The organism is Microbulbifer sp. S227A (assembly GCF_049800935.1).
Genome location: NZ_JBNAFZ010000003.1, coordinates 124,309 through 140,081 on the forward strand (window position 1 = coordinate 124,309; position 15,773 = coordinate 140,081).

The following is a 15,773-nucleotide window of genomic DNA, read 5'->3' on the forward strand; positions in this document are numbered from 1 at the left end:
TGATTCTGCATTGCGGCAAACAATAAGACAGGAGGCCACCATGGCTTTGGACACCAACAGCGACATTGCCCCCTACGAGGCACCCGAGAAAGATCTCTACGAGGTCGGTGAAATCCCGCCCATGGGATACGTGCCCAAGAAGATGTATGCATGGGCGATCCGCAAGGAGCGCCACGGCGAACCGGATACTGCGATGTTGCAGGAAGTGCTGGATGTACCTGCGCTGGACAGCCACGACGTGCTCGTCCTGGTGATGGCCGCCGGTGTGAACTATAACGGGGTCTGGGCGGCGCTTGGCAAACCGATCAGCCCGTTTGACGGTCACAAGCAACCTTATCATATCGCCGGGTCCGACGCGTCTGGCATCGTCTGGGCGGTGGGTGACAAGGTCACCCGCTGGAAGGTCGGTGACGAGGTGGTGATCCACTGTAACCAGGACGACGGTGACGACGAGGAGTGCAACGGCGGCGATCCGATGTACTCGCCCAGCCAGCGCATCTGGGGCTATGAAACGCCGGACGGCTCGTTCAGCCAGTTCACGCGCGTTCAGGCACAACAGCTGATGCCACGGCCCAAGCACCTGACCTGGGAAGAGGCGGCATGTTACACGCTGACGCTCGCCACCGCCTATCGCATGCTGTTCGGCCATCACCCGCATGAGCTGAAACCGGGCCAGAATGTGCTGGTCTGGGGCGCATCCGGCGGCCTTGGGTCATACGCGATCCAGTTGATCAACACCGCGGGCGCCAACGCGATCGGCGTGATCTCGGACGAGGACAAGCGCGACTTCGTGATGGGCCTGGGCGCAAAGGGCGTCATCAACCGCAAGGACTTCAAATGCTGGGGGCAGCTGCCCACCGTCAACACGCCTGAATATGCCGAATGGTTCAAGGAAGCCCGCAAGTTCGGCGCGGCGATCTGGGAAATCACCGGCAAGGGCAACAATGTCGATATCGTGTTCGAACATCCCGGCGAGGCGACTTTCCCGGTCTCGACCTTTGTCTGCAAGAAGGGCGGCATGGTCGTGATCTGCGCCGGGACGACCGGCTTTAACCTGACCTTTGACGTGCGCTATGTCTGGATGCACCAGAAGCGCATCCAGGGTAGCCACTTTGCTCACCTCAAGCAGGCAAGTGCGGCGAACAACCTGATGCTCGAACGCCGGTTGGATCCGTGCATGTCCGAGGTGTTCAACTGGAATGACCTGCCCGAAGCGCACATGAAGATGATGCGCAACGAGCACAAGCCGGGGAACATGTCGGTGCTGGTTCAGTCTCCGGTGACCGGCCTGCGCACGCTTGAAGAAGTTCTGGACGCTGGCAAGTAAATCTTAGTGTCTCCAAATTGAAAACAGTGACACCCGCGAATCGCCCTTTGGTGACGCGGGTGTTTTGCTTTCAGAATCCCGTCATTTGAAATCAGAGGCTTGCAAAACCCGCCCTCGCTATTTTTGGGGGGTCCAAAGCTGCGAATTTCCTAACAAACCGGCGAATGGTAGTCTTGTGTTAATTGTTCGTTAACCACTGCGGAGCGACTCTCATGACGCACAACGACTGGATACTGGACGTATTGGCAGACCTCAAATCATTTGCTTCGGCAAATGGTCTGGGGGCCCTTGCGGAGCAACTGGATGACACGACGCTCATCGCCGCTGCCGAAATTTCGTCCCGCAAAGAAGAGGCGCGTTCGGTACTAAATGGTGAACCGAGTCAATCTGGATCAAGTGCTGGAGGAATTGGACGCCACCAGCGAGCTTGACGAACTTCAGGGAATAATCGAGGCCTTGCGCGACGCGTTTCTCGTCGATCACATGGTCTATCACTGGGTCGATAGCGCGGGGGATCAATACGGCTGCGGAACTTATTCGGATGAATGGAGGGAGCGTTGGGTTTCGCAGAATTACCAGCGCGTCGATCCGGTCATCCTGGGATGTTTCCAGCGGTTTCACCCGGTCGACTGGAAGCGGTTGGATTGGTCGAGCAAGGCCGCGCGGCAATTCATGATAGAAGCCCAGGAATACGGGGTCGGCAACCAGGGGTTCTCGATCCCGATCCGCGGCCCGAATGGACAATTCGCGCTGTTCTCGGTCAGCCATAGCTGTGACGACGCCACATGGGCGCAATTCACCGAGGAAAACAGCCGCGACCTGATCCTGATCGCGCATTTCTTCAACAGGAAGGCATTGGAATTCGAACCCGACCGGCAACCGGAAAGCTCCAGGGCGCTGTCCCCGCGCGAAGTGGATGCGATGACGTTGCTGGCGATGGGGTATAGCCGGGCGCAGACCGCAGAGACGCTTTCGATCTCGGAACATACGCTGCGCGTCTATATCGAAAGTGCCCGTTTCAAGCTGGGTGCGCTCAACACGACACATGCTGTCGCCCGCGCGATGAGTCGCGGTCTGATCGTGGTCTGAACGGCACGAACGCCGCGATGACCTGACGTTAACCACTCTTGTCGTAAGCCTGAATACGCAGGACGACAAGGGGACACGATCATGCTGCGCTACATTTATGCAAACGACCTTCACAACTATCCAAAGTTGCGCCGGACCATGTTTCGCGATCGCGCGGACCAGTTCAAGACGCGGCTTGGCTGGGACGTAGACGTTGATGACAACGGCTATGAAATGGACGGCTATGACCGGCTCAACCCGCTCTATGTCATTTGGGAGCAACCCGATGGCAGCCATGGCGGATCGATGCGGTTTCTGCCGACAACCGGACCGGTCATGGTCAATGATGTGTTTGGCGACCTTACGGGCGATACCACGATCTCCAGTCCGATGATCTGGGAGTGCACCAGGTTTTGCCTGTCGCGCAACGCGGGCAGCAATGTCGCGGCGGCGCTGATGCTCGCCGGGGGCGAGATCATGACGGGGTTTGGCATTCGCCACTTTGTTGGGGTGTTCGACGCGCGCATGGTGCGCATCTATCGGCTCATCGGGTCGTCGCCCGAGGTACTGGGCAGCACCGGGGAAGGGCGCAACAAGATCAGCGTCGGGCTCTGGGAATTCTCGGAGAAGGCCAAGGCGCAGATTGCCCGCAGATCGGGGATCTCCGAAGAATTGTCGCGCCTGTGGTTCAACCGCGCGTTTGGACCGGCGGAACACCGGCAGATGGCGCTGTCTGCCTAAGCCAAATCGCAATCGCTCTCTGGTGAAGCTATTGTCGCGGCTGTAGTGTCGCGACCATGACAACACCAAAGCTCACCTATTCCGACGATCAGGCCATGGCCCATGACCGCGTGGCGGACATGCTGCGCGGGGCGGGCATCGATATTGACAACGGGACGGTGATGCCGCCTCGCGACGATGGTGCCGGGGTGATGGCGCTTGTGGGCAAGGCGGGCTCGGGCAAGACGTTGCTCTTGGCGGAACTCTACAAGGAGTTGGAACGGGCGGGGCTCGATGTGGTTTCCGGCGATTACGAAAGCCGGCGCGGCAAGAACCGACGCACCCTGGCGATACTCGCACCCACCAACAAGGCGGCGAGCGTTTTGCGCCTGCGCGGGGTGCCGGCAACGACGATCCACCGAATCCTGTATTCACCGGTCTATGACCCGGAATATGAGCGCATCGCGGAATGGCTGGCCAATGATGGAGAGCGCCCCGAAATCGAAGGGCTGACCGACCAGGCGCTGGACCGGGCGGCGGCGTTTTATGCGGGCAACAAGTCGATTCCGGGCGCATTGGCGGCGGCGGGGCTGCGGGGTTCGGATTTCATCACCGGATGGAAACGGCGCGAGGATCCGCTTGATGTGGGTTTTGTCGATGAATCCTCGATGCTGGATGACCGGCAGTTCGAAGACCTCAAGGACATCTTTCCAACGCTGGTCCTGTTCGGCGACCCGGCGCAGTTGGCTCCGGTCAACCAATCGGGCAGCATGGTGTTCGACGGTCTGCCCGACACGCGCAAGCTGACATTGCATCGTGTGCATCGGCAGGAGGCGGACAATCCGATCCTGGACCTCGCGCATGCGCTGGCCGATCCGCAACTCGGCTTTCAGGATTTTGAGGCGATGGTTGAAGAGACCGCCCGCCGTGACGAACGTGTGGTCTGGGGACAGCGGGTCGAGGTTGACCTGATGGCCCGCAGCCCGGTTCTGGTCTGGCGCAACGCAACCCGCATCCGGCTGATCAATGCGTTCCGCTCGGTCCATGGCGCACCCGAAGACGCGTTGCTGGAGGGGGAACCGCTGATTTGCGACGGGATCGAGTTGCCGGCTAAACATCGCAAGCGGCGGCTGGACCTTGAGGCGCGCGGGCTGATCAAGGGGGCGCAGGTTGTCTATCTGGGGCCGGGCAAGAAGCCGGGCTTTTCGCGCCTGCACGTGATGGGCGCGGAAGACCCGCAGGTGAGCGCCGCGTCAATCGTCAAGATCGAGAAACCCGACGAGGAAGAGCCGTTCATTCCCTATGCTGCCCGCATGGGCGCGGCGTTCCTGCACGGGGCTGCGGTCACCATACACAAGGCGCAGGGCTCGCAATGGGACACGGTCCAGGTGTTTGCGCCCGACCTGTTCGTGGCGGCGCGCATGGGGCGGATCGAGGCCGGGCAACCCCTGTGGAAGCGCCTGGCCTATGTGGCGATCACGCGGGCACAGGAACGGTTGATCTGGGTGGTGCGCAATCGGCTGTCCAAGCCGACCCATCCACTTCGGGTGGACGACCTGCGGGGGGCCCCGGTCGCGCCCCTGACCCTTGAGGCGGAAGAGACATGAAAACGATCATCATCACCGGTGCCAGCAGCGGGATCGGACGGGCGACTGCCGAGCTGTTTCTCGAAAACGGATGGCAGGTGGGCATCCTCGCCCGGCGCGGCGAATTGCTCGACGAACTGGCAGGGCGGCATGACCGGGCGGTTCCGCTGGTTGCGGATGTGACCGATGCCGCCGCTGTCGATGCGGCGTTCGAGCGGTTTCTGCACCGGGCCGGGCGGATCGATGTGCTGTTCAACAATGCGGGCATCTTTACGCCCGGCGGCACCATTGACGAAATCGAGATCGAGGATTGGCACCGTTCGGTCAATGTCAACTTGAATGGCATGTTCCTCTGCGCGCGGGCAGCTTTTGCCGCGATGCGCCGGCAAGATCCGCAAGGCGGGCGGATCATCAACAACGGATCGATTGCAGCGCATGTGCCGCGACCCAATTCGGTGGCCTATTCGGCAACCAAACATGCGATAACCGGCCTGACCCGCAGCCTGTCGCTGGATGGTCGTCCCTTTGACATTGCTTGCGGACAGATCGACATCGGCAATGCGCTGACGCCGATGGTCGAGGAATTGAACCGCAAGAAGCGCGCCGCGGATCCGGATGCCGAGCCCGATCACACGATGGATGTGGGCGATGCCGCGGCATCGGTTCTGCATATGGCGGGCCTGCCCCTGGCGGCAAATGTCCAGTTCATGACCGTGATGGCGACCAAGATGCCCTATATCGGGCGCGGCTAAGGGCGTCTTAGCCACGCAGCAGGCGGAAGGCCGTCGATGCGCCCCAGCCGGCGGCGATGGCAATCGCCAAGGACAGCAGACCGTACAGGAATGGCTGTTGGCGAGAGAGCACGAAGAGCCAGCGTTCCAGCCCGACCTTCTGCACGGCAATCGAGGTCTCGTAGCTTGAAACCACCTGTCCGTCGCGGGTCAGGAAAATGCGGGTGGCATAGTCGCCCTCGGTCAGGTTGGACGGCATGTCGATCGCGGCCCTGAACAGCGTCTGCTGGTCCAGCGCGACGCCGTTTTCAAGCGTCTGGTACAGGTCGGCATCGCGCCGGATGCGGATCACCGCATCGGTGAACAGCGCCGCGTTCTCGATATTGTCGGGGGCACCAACCGAACGGATGGCCCGCTCGATCGATACCTTGTGGCGCAGATCCTCGGTCTCGCTCATCACGTCGGCAAGCGGCGCGGTGGTGGCAACCGCGTAAAAGCTTGGCGCGCGGTCCACCTCGACCGCATCGGTGTTGACCCAGATGCCAAATAGCCGGGATTTGCGCCGTACAGTGACCGGTTCGGAGGGGCCGGTGATGGTGATGACAACCTCGAGAGGCGACTCCGTCGGGATGGGGGTTTCGCGTTTGACGGCGCCAAAGATCAGGATTTCAGAGCCGTCAAAGCTGGTGGTGATGGCCACCTTGTCGTGGCTGAGGCCCAGCACGACCTCTTCGGCAAGGCTGGCCAGTGGCGCGAAGATGAAGAGGAGTGTCCAGAGCAACCGCATGTTCAGGCCCCGCCAACCGGTGCGAGGGAATAAAGCTCTCTCGGTTGCAGCAACAGTTCCAGCGCGAGCTTGCCGCAGACCGCGATCACCATCAGCGCCAAGAGAATGCGCAGTTGTTCGGCCTTCATCTTCAACCCGATCTGGGTGCCGAGCTGCGCCCCGATGACCCCTCCGATCAAGAGCAACAGCGCCAGCATCACATCCACCGTATAGTTGGTGGTGGCGTGCAGCATGGTTGTAAAGGCGGTGACAAATATGATCTGGAACAGCGAGGTTCCCACCACAACCTTGGTCGGCATCCCCAGGATATAGATCATCGCCGGCACCATGATAAAGCCACCGCCAACCCCCATGATCGCGGCAAGCACACCCACGGCAAGCCCGACGCCAAGGGGCGGGATGACCGAGATATAAAGCCCCGATGTACGGAAGCGCATCTTGAACGGCAGGGCGTGAACCCAGGTTCTCTGGCGGCGGACAAAGGCGGGCTTGCCCCCGGCCTTGCGGCTCTTGCGGATGGCGTTCAGGCTCTCGATGAACATCAGCGTGCCGATGATGCCGAGGAATACCACGTAGCAGAGGTTCACCAGCAGATCGACCTGGCCGATGCTCTTGAGATAGTTGAACACGCCGATACCCAGGCCCGCGCCGAACAGGCCCCCGACGAGCAGGACCGTTCCCATCTTGAGGTCAACGGTACGCCTTCGGAAATGCGCCAATACGCCGGAAATTGACGAGGCGACGATCTGGTTGGCTCCGGTTGCGACGGCCACGGCGGGAGGGATGCCGATAAAAAACAGCAGCGGAGTCATGATGAAACCGCCGCCCACACCGAACATGCCCGAGAGAATGCCCACCAGACCGCCAAGACCCAGAACCAGAAAAATGTTCACGGAGACTTCGGCGATGGGGAGATAGACTTGCATGATCTGTGTTATCGCTGTCCGGTCTCAAAATGCAACCGTGATGCTGCTGTGCAGCATAAAAAAATGCCGCCCGGCGCGCATGCCGGGCGGTTTGTCCTATCTTTCCTTGACGTAGGGTTCGCCACCGGCTCTCGGGGGGATCGCCTTGCCGACGAATCCGGCCAGAATCACCACGGTGAGGATATAGGGCAGGGCGTCCATCACCTGCACCGGAATCACCAGGCCGCCCAGATCGATGTTCTGATAGCGCAGCGCGATGGCTTGCAGGAAGCCGAACAGGAGGCAGGCCCACATGGCGTGCCATGGCCGCCACTTGGCAAAGATCAGCGCCGCGAGCGCGATAAAGCCGCGCCCGGCGGTCATCTCCTTGACGAACCCGGCTTGCAGCGCCGTGGCGAGATAGGCCCCGGCGATCCCGCACAGCACGCCACAGATCGCCACGGCGGCATAGCGCAGCGCGACAACCGACACCCCCGCCGTGTCGACGGCGGCGGGGTTTTCGCCCACCGCTCGCAGGCGCAGACCAAAACGCGTGCGATAGAGCACCCACCAGGTCGCGGGGACCGCGAGGAAGGCGAGGTAGACGAGAACCGAGTGACCCGACAGCAATTCGGCATAGATCGGGCCGATAACCGGCACTGCGGCGATGCTTTCGGCAAAGGGCAGGGTGATCGGTTCGAACCGGCCGCCGCCCATCAGGGATGGCGTCCGCCCGCCCTGGCCGAACCAATCCTGGGCAATCAGAACCGTCATGCCGGCAGCAAGGAAGTTGATCGCGACGCCCGAGATCAGCTGGTTGCCGCGAAAGGTGATCGATGCCAGCCCGTGCAGCGCCGCCAGCACCAGCGACGCCGCAATTCCGGCAATCAGGCCGAGCCATACCGATCCCGAGACCGCCGCTACCGCCGCCGAAAAGAACGCCGCCGCCAGCATCTTGCCTTCGAGACCGATATCAAAGACCCCGGCGCGTTCCGAGAACAGCCCGGCAAGACAGGCCAGCAGCAGAGGCGTGCCCAGGCGGACCGTGCTGTCGAGCACCTGAATGATCGTCAGGAAATCCATCAGCCGTTCCTCCGGCGCAAGCGAAGGAACAGGCGTTCAAGCGGCATGCGCACCATATTGTCCAGCGCCCCGGTAAACAGGATGACCAGCGCCTGAATGACCACGATCAATTCGCGTGGAATGTTGGTCCAGAGGGCCAGCTCTGCGCCGCCCTGATAGAGAAACCCAAAGAGGATCGCCGCCAGGAACACGCCAAACGGGTGGCTGCGCCCCATCAGGGCCACGGCGATGCCAATGAACCCGGCACCTTCGGTCGCGTTCAGAACCAGCCGCTCGGCCTCGCCCATCACGTTGTTGATCGCCATCATGCCTGCCAGGGCGCCGGAAATCAGCATGGCGATCATGGTGATGCGAAACGGTGAAATACCGGCATACAGCGCGGCGGGTTCGGAATGGCCATAGGCGCGGATTTCATAGCCCAGCCGGGTGCGCCAGATCAGCAGCCACACCAACACACAGGCGGCCAGCGCCACGAAAAAGGTGATGTTTGCCGGTGCGCCCCGGAACAGCGCGGTTTCCGCCGTCGAGAACATGTCCTGGAACGACGGCAGGTGCACCGTTTCGGGAAAGCGGGCGGTGGCCGGGTCCATTGCACCCTTGGGGCGCATCACCGTCACCAGCATATAGTTCAGTACCGCGGCGGCGATAAAGTTGAACATGATCGTGGTGATCACGATATGACTGCCCCGCCGCGCCTGCAGATAGGCCGGGATCGCCGCCCAGGCCGCGCCGAACAGCGCGGCGGCCACCGACGCAAAGATCAACGCGATCGTCCAATGCGGCCACGGGATATAAAGACAGGCCATCGCCACGCCCAACCCGCCCAGCATCGCCTGGCCTTCGCCACCGATATTGAACAGCTTGGCGTGAAAGGCGACCGATACGGCCAGCCCGGTAAACATGAAGTTGGTGGCGTAGTAGAGCGTATAGCCCCAGCCATAGGTTGACCCCAACGCGCCCTTGACCATCAGGCTGACCGCGGCAACCGGGTCTTCTCCGATGCCGATGATCACCAGCGCCGACAGGATAGCCGCCAGCACCAGAGAGATCAGCGGGATCAGGACCAGATCGGCCCATTTCGGCATCACGTCCATGTCACGCGGCCTCCCCGGATACGCCGGCCATCAACAGGCCCAGCTCTTTTTCATCGGTGTCCTCGGGCAGGCGCTCGCCCATGATGTGCCCGTCAAACATCACCGCGATGCGGTCGGACAGCGAAAAGATCTCTTCCAGTTCGACCGACACCAGCAGGATCGCCTTGCCCTCATCGCGCAGCGCCACGATCTGTTTGTGAATGAACTCGATGGCGCCGATATCGACGCCGCGGGTCGGCTGGCCAATCAGCAGCAGATCGGGATTGCGCTCGATTTCCCGGGCCACCACGATCTTTTGCTGGTTGCCGCCGCTGAAATTCTTGGCGGCCAGCCAGGGGTCCGGCGGGCGCACGTCAAACCGCTCCATCTTGGCCTCGGTATCGGCGCGCAGGGCGGCGTTGTCCATCAACATGCCGCGGCGATAGATGTCGTCGCGGTGATAGCCAAAGGCGACGTTTTCCCAGGCGTGAAATTCCATGATCAGCCCTTCGCGCTGCCGGTCCTCGGGCACGTGGGCGATTTGCCGGTCGCGGCGGGCGCGCCCGTCAGACTCTTGCCCCGACAGGGCCAGCGGCGCGCCGTTGACGCGGACGGTGCCATGCCCGCGCCGCATCCCGCCCAGAACTTCGAGCAGTTCCGACTGGCCGTTGCCCGCAACCCCCGCAATGCCCAGGATCTCGCCGGCGCGCACGGTCAGGTCGATGCCCTTGACCCGCTCGACGCCCTTTTCATCGACCACGCTCAGGTTCTCGATTTCCAGGATCGGGGCACCCGGAGCCGCGGGCACCTTGTCGACGCGCAGCAGCACCTTGCGGCCCACCATCAATTCGGCAAGGTGTTCTGGGCTGGTTTCCGATGTCTTGACCGTCGCCGTCATCTGGCCGCGCCGCATCACGCTGACGGTGTCGGTGGTTTCCATGATCTCGCGCAGCTTGTGGGTGATCAGGATGATCGTCTTGCCCTCGTCACGCAGGCGATGCAGGATACGAAACAGCTGATCCGCCTCGGCCGGGGTCAGCACGCCGGTCGGTTCGTCCAGGATCAGGATTTCGGCCTGCCGGTACAGCGCCTTGAGAATTTCGACCCGTTGCTGCTTGCCGACGCCAATATCCTCGATGCGCGCGTCCGGGTCCACGTTCAGCCCGTATTCCCGTTCAAGCTCGACCAGCACCTTGCGCGCCTTGGCCAGCGACGGGGTCAGCATGCGGCCATCCTCGGCCCCCAGTACGATGTTTTCCAGAACGGTGAAATTCTGCACCAGCTTGAAATGCTGGAACACCATGCCGATCCCCGCCGCGATGGCGGCCTGGCTGTCGGGGATCTGGGTCTTGGTGCCGGATATGTAGATCTCGCCTTTGTCGGCCTTGTAAAAGCCGTAGAGAATGCTCATCAGCGTGGATTTTCCCGCGCCGTTCTCGCCGATGATCCCGTGGATCGTGCCCGGCATGACGCGGATGGAAATGTCCTTGTTGGCCTGAACCGGCCCGAATGCCTTGGAAATCCCGCGCAGTTCAATTGCCGGGGCTGGGGCGGCAGTCTCCTGCCGTCCCGTTTCTGTATGCGCCGCCATGCTCAGAAGCTCAGGGCGGGGCAGCTGTCGTTTTCGTAATAGCTGACCACATTGATCTCGCCGTCGATGATTTTCTGGCGGGCTTCGTCAACCGCCGCTTTCATTTCATCAGAGACCAGTTCCGCGTTGTTGTCGTCCAGCGCATAGCCCACGCCGTTTTCGGCCAGCCCCATGGTGAACACGCCGGTTTCCACGGCTTCGCCGGCCATCATCGCGTCATAGACGGCCACGTCGACCCGCTTGAGCATCGAGGTCAGAACCTTGCCCGGATGCAGGTGGTTCTGGTTGCTGTCCACGCCGATCGACAACACGCCTTCATCCGCCGCCGTCTGCAACACGCCAACACCGGTGCCGCCCGCCGCGGCATAGATCACGTCGGCGCCCTGGCTGATCTGCGCCTTGGTCAGCTCGCTGCCCTTGACCGGGTCGTTCCACGCGGCGGGGGTGGTGCCGGTCATGTTGGCGACGATCTTGATGTCGGGGTTCACCGCCTTGGCGCCCTGCGCATAGCCACAGCCGAAATGCCGGATCAGCGGCACATCCATCCCGCCGATATAGCCGACTGTGCCGGTCTTGCTGGCCATCGCGGCCATCATCCCCACGAGGTATGAGCCTTCATGCTCCGCAAAGCTGACCTGGCGCAGGTTCTCGACCTCGAGCCAGCTCACATCGACCACGACAAAGGTGGTCTCCGGGTAATCCGGTGCAACGGTGCTGAGCGGGTCCGCCATGGCAAAGCCCATGGTGATCACCGGGTTGGCACCGGCCTCGGCAAAACGGCGCAGCGCCTGTTCACGCTGCGCTTCGGATTGCAGTTCGATCTCAAGGAAAGAGCCACCGGTTTCCTCGGCCCAGCGGGAGGCCCCGTTGAACGCCGCCTCGTTGAAGGATTTGTCGAACTTGCCGCCCAGGTCAAAGATCAACGCCGGATCGGCCAGGGCTGTGCCCGCGGTCAGCGCAAGAGTGGCGGCGGCCCCCATCAGGGTTTTCATAAGGGTCATGTGGGATCTCCCGGTTGTTCTATCTGTTGGGGCCATCGGGTCACACCCTGCCGGCCCGGGTTCGTGCATCGTTGAGTATGTGACACGAATAAGGCCGCAGCAGCGACACGGGGTCAACCGTTTTCCTGATACCGCAGAGGGATTTGGGACGTTAACCTTGGGACAGGTCGCAGGTCATCAGCACGGCGTCGCAGGGCGCGGCACCGGCGCGCGGATAGTATTGCGGCCTCCGCCCGTTTTCCGTGTAGCCGATGGCGGAATAGAGCGCGAGCGCGGCGTGGTTGTCTGCGGCAACATCAAGAAATGCCTGGGTTGCGCCAAGATTTCGCGCGCGATCATGCCAGCGCAACATGCAGTTCTTGGCCCGGCCCTGACGTCGCAGATCGGGATGGGTGGCAATGGTCAGCAGTTCCGCCTCGTCCGCGATGACTCGAAACAGGGCAAAACAGCTGCGGTCGCCCTCGGCGTGGCAGAACCGCTGTGCCAGCAGTTCGGCGAATTCCCCGGCGCTCCACGGGCGGGCCTGAGTGAACGCGGCGGCATGGGTTGCCGCCATGTCGGCGGGCGAGATCAATCGAGCAATACCGGCGGCGCGTCGCTGGACGGGGCGGCATCCGCGGCACGGGCGTAAAGCGGGGCCGGGGGCGTGATCGTGGTTTGCCAATTGGCGGCGGTGATCCAGGCGATGGCCTCGGCCAGCCGCTTGGGGCTGCTTTCGGGGGTCAGGGCGCGCCCGGCGATGTTTTCTGCCTCGGCCCGTGGCATCAGGCGCGGCATCGAACAGGAATCGGTGGAATCGCAGAGATAGACCTGATCGCGCGGCGCGGGGATCGCCACGACGCTGTTCGGTGTCAGCCATCCGCGCGCCTGGCAGCCGTTCACCCCGACAGCCGGAATGCCCAGCCCAAGCGCCAGGCCGCGCGCGGCGGATACCGCGATGCGAATCCCGGTGAAATTGCCGGGTCCAACCCCGACACCGATGGCGGTCAGGTCCCGCCAGGTCAGGCCCCCCTCGTCCAGCACCTCGTGCAGCAGGGGCATCAGGCGCTCGGCCTGTCCGCGCTGCATCACCTCCAGCCGGGCCACGGTGATGCGCCCGCCCGACAGCAATGCGGCCGCGCAATGCGCGGCCGATGTATCAAATGCCAGAAAGCTGGGTTCAGACGGCAACCGGGCGCACCTCGGTCACTTCGGGAATATAATGGCGCAGCAGGTTCTCGATTCCCATCTTCAGCGTGAGCGTCGATGACGGGCACCCGGCACAGGCCCCCTGCATGTGCAGATAGACAACACCGCGGTCAAATCCGTGGAACGTGATGTCGCCGCCATCCTGTGCCACGGCGGGGCGCACGCGGCTGTCCAGCAGGTCCTTGATCTGGTCGACGATCTCGGCGTCTTCACCGCTGTGCTCGGCATGGCCCGAGGCCGCCTGGCCGCCATCGTCGATCACCGGCTGGCCGGATTGGAAATGTTCCATCACTGCACCCAGGATCGCCGGTTTCACGTGGTCCCACTCGACGCCGTCTTCCTTGGTGACGGTCACGAAGTCATTGCCAAAGAACACCCCCGCAACGCCCTGTACCGCAAAGATGCGCTGTGCCAGCGGCGATTTCCCGGCGGTATCGGCCGAGGGAAAATCCGCCGTTCCGGCCTCCAGAACAGTCTGACCCGGCAGGAATTTCAACGTGGCGGGATTCGGGGTGGATTCGGTCTGGATGAACATGGCGTGGCTCCGGTTGCGTGTTGTGGATATGCGCCCGGTGCGGGGGCAAGTCAAGGTTTGGAACGATTCTAAATTGCTTGCGCGTGCCTGTGGCGCGCGCGTCTCAGGTAATCGCCTCGAGCTTTTCCTTGGTCAGGTCGCCGGGCACGATGGTGATCGGGATCGGCAGCGATCCCGCAGAGCGGGTCATCTGTGACACCAGCGGGCCGGGGCCCTTCTTGTCGGTGCCGGCCCCGAGCACCAGCACGCCGATCTCGGGGTCATCCTTGACCTGGGCCATGATCTCGGCCACCGCTTCGCCCTCGCGGATCACCAGCTCGGGGTCGATGCCCTGCCGGTCGCGCATCCATTTGGCGAAGACCTCGAAATGGGCGTGTATGCGCTCGCGGGCCTCTTCGCGCATCACTTCGCCGACGCCGATCCAATGATTGAACTCGTCCGGCGGGATCACCGACAGGATTTCCACGCCGCCGCCCGTATGCGCCGCGCGCATCGCGGCGAACCGCATGGCATTCAGGCATTCACGGCTGTCATCCAGAACCACAAGAAACTTGCGCATCGCTTCATTCTCCCTTGGCCGCGATCATGCCGCGCGGGCGGCAGGCTGGCAACCTTACAGTGACATCTAAGGCGGTGACTGCGCCGTGTCGAACCGGCGGGCGGTCCGTGGCGCATCCGCCGTCGCCCATCATCCGCGTTCGGACGCGGCCCAATCCCAATACATCTCGCGCAGGCGCTTGGTGACGGGTCCGGTTTGGTATTGCACGTCGTCAAAGGCGGTGACGGGCGTGATCTTGGACATGTTGCCAGTCATGAAAACCTCGTCCGCCCTGGCAAAATCGTCAAAGCTCAGAACGGTCTCATGGATCGGCACCCCGTCGGCCCTGAGATGGGCAATGTGGCGTCCACGGGTGATGCCGGCAAGGAATGTGCCATTGGGCACCGGGGTAAAGACCTCGCCATCGCGCACCATGAAGATATTGGCGGTCGCGGTCTCGGCCACGTTACCCATCGCGTCGGCAACCAGCGCATTTGCGAACCCCTTGCTGCGCGCCTCGACCAGCATCCGCGCATTGTTGGGATAGAGACAGGCCGCCTTGGCATTGACCACCGCGTCCTCGAGCACCGGGCGGCGAAAGCGGGTGCGGGTCAGGGTGACAGAGGCGCTCGGCGGGGCGAGGGGGATTTCCTCGAGACAGATGGCAAAGCCGGTCTTTTCCGCCTGCGGCACGATCGCGGTCACATCGCCGTCAATCCCCCAATACATCGGGCGGATGTAAACCGCGGCGTCGCGGGAATAGCCGGCAAGCCCCTCGCGGGTGATGTCGACCATCTCGTCGGTGCCGACCGTCGGGGTCAGCATCAGCGCCCGCGCCGAACGGTTCACCCGCTCGCAATGGGCATGCAGGTCCGGTGTCAGCCCATCCACCAGCCGCGCCCCGTCGAACACGCTGCTGCCCAGCCACGCGCCGTGATCGGCGGCCCGCATGATCGGCAGGTCGCCGTCATGCCAGGTGCCGTTGTAATAGGTGCGGATGTTGCTGCCGGTTGCCATGTCTGAATGTCCTTTGCCTGGCGGCGACCCTAGGCGCGCGCCGTTCGGGCGTCCAGACCCATTCTCGGGGCAGGGGGCGGCGGCGATTGCAAGGGGGCTGGTCATGCGCTGGCTGCATAGCGGCAAGACCGGTTTGGCCGTGGTTATCGCTAACGCAACCCCATAGATACGGTCGATCTGACGAAACGGCGGCGGGCAAGGGGCCTGACCGCTGAAAACATGAAGGACCATGAAAATGGCATATGTACAGGCTTCGACCAATGCAGGCTTTGGCCTGAAGGGGCGCATTCTCGGACTGATCGCCGCGATCAAGACCGCCCGCGCCCGGCGCGCCGCCTTTGACCGCGCCTATACGGAACTGCGCCAGCTGGACGACCGTGAACTGAGGGATCTCGGGCTCAGCCGCTCGGATTTCGTTCATCTGGCCGAGGCGGAAGCGAACAGGATCGTTCCGCTCTGAGCACGGTGCTGCCGGGGTGTGCGGCATTTTCGGGTAGCAAGCTTTGCACTTGCGGGCGCTTCGCGGCGTTGCGTGATTGCCAACTTCACGGCTTGATCGATCCGCGCTCCTCGCCTATACGCCCCCGGTGGACCCTTCCGGTCCGCACGACTCACACATGAAA

At 62.6% G+C, this 15,773-nt stretch carries 18 protein-coding genes; 7 read left to right on the top strand and 11 right to left on the bottom strand.

The genetic code is table 11. The annotated features are described in order from the left end of the window. The first annotated feature begins 40 nt into the window (after nucleotides 1–40). The 6 genes from ccrA (at nucleotide 41) to ACP15R_RS08350 (ending at nucleotide 5,453) form a co-directional block, all read left to right on the top strand. Nucleotides 41–1,327 (top strand): crotonyl-CoA carboxylase/reductase, encoded by a 1,287-nt coding sequence (ccrA, locus tag ACP15R_RS08325; RefSeq protein ID WP_424985938.1) that lies wholly within the window; start codon nucleotides 41–43, stop codon nucleotides 1,325–1,327. Nucleotides 1,328–1,539: 212 nt separating this feature from the next. Next, entirely contained in the window at nucleotides 1,540–1,758 is a 219-nt protein-coding gene (locus ACP15R_RS08330) for a hypothetical protein (RefSeq protein ID WP_424985939.1), read from the top strand. Further along, complete coding sequence (locus tag ACP15R_RS08335) at nucleotides 1,700–2,416, top strand: helix-turn-helix transcriptional regulator (RefSeq protein ID WP_424985940.1); 717 nt, start codon at nucleotides 1,700–1,702, stop codon at nucleotides 2,414–2,416. Before ACP15R_RS08330 ends, ACP15R_RS08335 begins: the two co-directional genes overlap by 59 nt. 81 nt (nucleotides 2,417–2,497) lie before the next feature. Continuing rightward, entirely contained in the window at nucleotides 2,498–3,136 is a 639-nt protein-coding gene (locus tag ACP15R_RS08340) for an acyl-homoserine-lactone synthase (protein WP_424985941.1), read from the top strand. A 56-nt stretch (nucleotides 3,137–3,192) separates the two neighbouring features. Then, on the top strand, nucleotides 3,193–4,722 hold the full coding sequence (locus ACP15R_RS08345; protein WP_424985942.1) for an ATP-dependent DNA helicase: 1,530 nt from the start codon (nucleotides 3,193–3,195) through the stop codon (nucleotides 4,720–4,722). After that, nucleotides 4,719–5,453 (top strand): SDR family oxidoreductase, encoded by a 735-nt coding sequence (locus tag ACP15R_RS08350; protein ID WP_424985943.1) that lies wholly within the window; start codon nucleotides 4,719–4,721, stop codon nucleotides 5,451–5,453. The genes ACP15R_RS08345 and ACP15R_RS08350 overlap by 4 nt, the downstream gene beginning before the upstream one ends. A gap of 7 nt (nucleotides 5,454–5,460) precedes the next feature. Here the strand turns inward: ACP15R_RS08350 and ACP15R_RS08355 are convergent, their stop codons facing one another. From ACP15R_RS08355 to ACP15R_RS08405, 11 genes are all read right to left on the bottom strand, one after another. Continuing rightward, nucleotides 5,461–6,219, bottom strand: coding sequence for a TIGR02186 family protein (locus ACP15R_RS08355; protein WP_424985944.1), 759 nt, complete (start codon nucleotides 6,217–6,219; stop codon nucleotides 5,461–5,463). 2 nt (nucleotides 6,220–6,221) lie between these two features. After that, nucleotides 6,222–7,145, bottom strand: coding sequence for a sulfite exporter TauE/SafE family protein (locus ACP15R_RS08360; RefSeq protein WP_424985945.1), 924 nt, complete (start codon nucleotides 7,143–7,145; stop codon nucleotides 6,222–6,224). Nucleotides 7,146–7,241: 96 nt separating this feature from the next. After that, entirely contained in the window at nucleotides 7,242–8,207 is a 966-nt protein-coding gene (locus ACP15R_RS08365) for an ABC transporter permease (protein WP_424985946.1), read from the bottom strand. Next, entirely contained in the window at nucleotides 8,207–9,301 is a 1,095-nt protein-coding gene (locus ACP15R_RS08370; protein WP_424985947.1) for an ABC transporter permease, read from the bottom strand. The genes ACP15R_RS08365 and ACP15R_RS08370 overlap by 1 nt, the downstream gene beginning before the upstream one ends. Before the next feature lies 1 nt (nucleotide 9,302). Beyond that, nucleotides 9,303–10,871, bottom strand: coding sequence for an ABC transporter ATP-binding protein (locus ACP15R_RS08375; protein WP_424985948.1), 1,569 nt, complete (start codon nucleotides 10,869–10,871; stop codon nucleotides 9,303–9,305). Between the two features lie 2 nt (nucleotides 10,872–10,873). Then, nucleotides 10,874–11,872 carry a BMP family lipoprotein gene (locus tag ACP15R_RS08380; protein WP_424985949.1) on the bottom strand — a complete coding sequence of 333 codons (999 nt, stop codon included), beginning with the start codon at nucleotides 11,870–11,872 and terminating at the stop codon, nucleotides 10,874–10,876. A 151-nt stretch (nucleotides 11,873–12,023) separates the two neighbouring features. Beyond that, the gene (locus ACP15R_RS08385) at nucleotides 12,024–12,446 is read right to left on the bottom strand and encodes a GNAT family N-acetyltransferase (RefSeq protein WP_424985950.1); all 423 of its coding nucleotides are present in this window, start codon (nucleotides 12,444–12,446) and stop codon (nucleotides 12,024–12,026) included. Continuing rightward, on the bottom strand, nucleotides 12,443–13,042 hold the full coding sequence (gene tsaB / locus ACP15R_RS08390; RefSeq protein ID WP_424985951.1) for a tRNA (adenosine(37)-N6)-threonylcarbamoyltransferase complex dimerization subunit type 1 TsaB: 600 nt from the start codon (nucleotides 13,040–13,042) through the stop codon (nucleotides 12,443–12,445). The genes ACP15R_RS08385 and tsaB overlap by 4 nt, the downstream gene beginning before the upstream one ends. Next, complete coding sequence (locus tag ACP15R_RS08395) at nucleotides 13,032–13,595, bottom strand: NifU family protein (protein WP_424985952.1); 564 nt, start codon at nucleotides 13,593–13,595, stop codon at nucleotides 13,032–13,034. Before ACP15R_RS08395 ends, tsaB begins: the two co-directional genes overlap by 11 nt. A gap of 103 nt (nucleotides 13,596–13,698) precedes the next feature. After that, a complete protein-coding gene (locus tag ACP15R_RS08400; RefSeq protein WP_424985953.1) occupies nucleotides 13,699–14,154 on the bottom strand; it encodes a universal stress protein in 456 nt (151 codons plus the stop codon). Nucleotides 14,155–14,283: 129 nt separating this feature from the next. Next, nucleotides 14,284–15,150 (bottom strand): branched-chain amino acid aminotransferase, encoded by an 867-nt coding sequence (locus tag ACP15R_RS08405; RefSeq protein WP_424985954.1) that lies wholly within the window; start codon nucleotides 15,148–15,150, stop codon nucleotides 14,284–14,286. Nucleotides 15,151–15,385: 235 nt separating this feature from the next. Between ACP15R_RS08405 and ACP15R_RS08410 the strand changes: the two genes are divergently transcribed. Then, nucleotides 15,386–15,610 (top strand): DUF1127 domain-containing protein, encoded by a 225-nt coding sequence (locus ACP15R_RS08410; RefSeq protein ID WP_424985955.1) that lies wholly within the window; start codon nucleotides 15,386–15,388, stop codon nucleotides 15,608–15,610. Nucleotides 15,611–15,773: the final 163 nt, after the last annotated feature.

Excerpts from the sequence above, each read along its gene's own strand:
- ACP15R_RS08355 (WP_424985944.1), bottom strand. The coding sequence starts at position 6,219 with ATGCGGTTGCTCTGGACACTCCTCTTCATCTTCGCGCCACTGGCCAGC.
- ACP15R_RS08410 (WP_424985955.1), top strand. The coding sequence starts at position 15,386 with ATGGCATATGTACAGGCTTCGACCAATGCAGGCTTTGGCCTGAAGGGG.
- ACP15R_RS08375 (WP_424985948.1), bottom strand. The coding sequence starts at position 10,871 with ATGGCGGCGCATACAGAAACGGGACGGCAGGAGACTGCCGCCCCAGCC.
- ACP15R_RS08345 (WP_424985942.1), top strand. The coding sequence starts at position 3,193 with ATGACAACACCAAAGCTCACCTATTCCGACGATCAGGCCATGGCCCAT.
- ACP15R_RS08350 (WP_424985943.1), top strand. The coding sequence starts at position 4,719 with ATGAAAACGATCATCATCACCGGTGCCAGCAGCGGGATCGGACGGGCG.
- ACP15R_RS08340 (WP_424985941.1), top strand. The coding sequence starts at position 2,498 with ATGCTGCGCTACATTTATGCAAACGACCTTCACAACTATCCAAAGTTG.
- ACP15R_RS08330 (WP_424985939.1), top strand. The coding sequence starts at position 1,540 with ATGACGCACAACGACTGGATACTGGACGTATTGGCAGACCTCAAATCA.
- ACP15R_RS08405 (WP_424985954.1), bottom strand. The coding sequence starts at position 15,150 with ATGGCAACCGGCAGCAACATCCGCACCTATTACAACGGCACCTGGCAT.
- ACP15R_RS08380 (WP_424985949.1), bottom strand. The coding sequence starts at position 11,872 with ATGACCCTTATGAAAACCCTGATGGGGGCCGCCGCCACTCTTGCGCTG.
- ccrA (WP_424985938.1), top strand. The coding sequence starts at position 41 with ATGGCTTTGGACACCAACAGCGACATTGCCCCCTACGAGGCACCCGAG.
- ACP15R_RS08400 (WP_424985953.1), bottom strand. The coding sequence starts at position 14,154 with ATGCGCAAGTTTCTTGTGGTTCTGGATGACAGCCGTGAATGCCTGAAT.
- ACP15R_RS08370 (WP_424985947.1), bottom strand. The coding sequence starts at position 9,301 with ATGGACGTGATGCCGAAATGGGCCGATCTGGTCCTGATCCCGCTGATC.
- ACP15R_RS08395 (WP_424985952.1), bottom strand. The coding sequence starts at position 13,595 with ATGTTCATCCAGACCGAATCCACCCCGAATCCCGCCACGTTGAAATTC.
- ACP15R_RS08365 (WP_424985946.1), bottom strand. The coding sequence starts at position 8,207 with ATGGATTTCCTGACGATCATTCAGGTGCTCGACAGCACGGTCCGCCTG.
- ACP15R_RS08360 (WP_424985945.1), bottom strand. The coding sequence starts at position 7,145 with ATGCAAGTCTATCTCCCCATCGCCGAAGTCTCCGTGAACATTTTTCTG.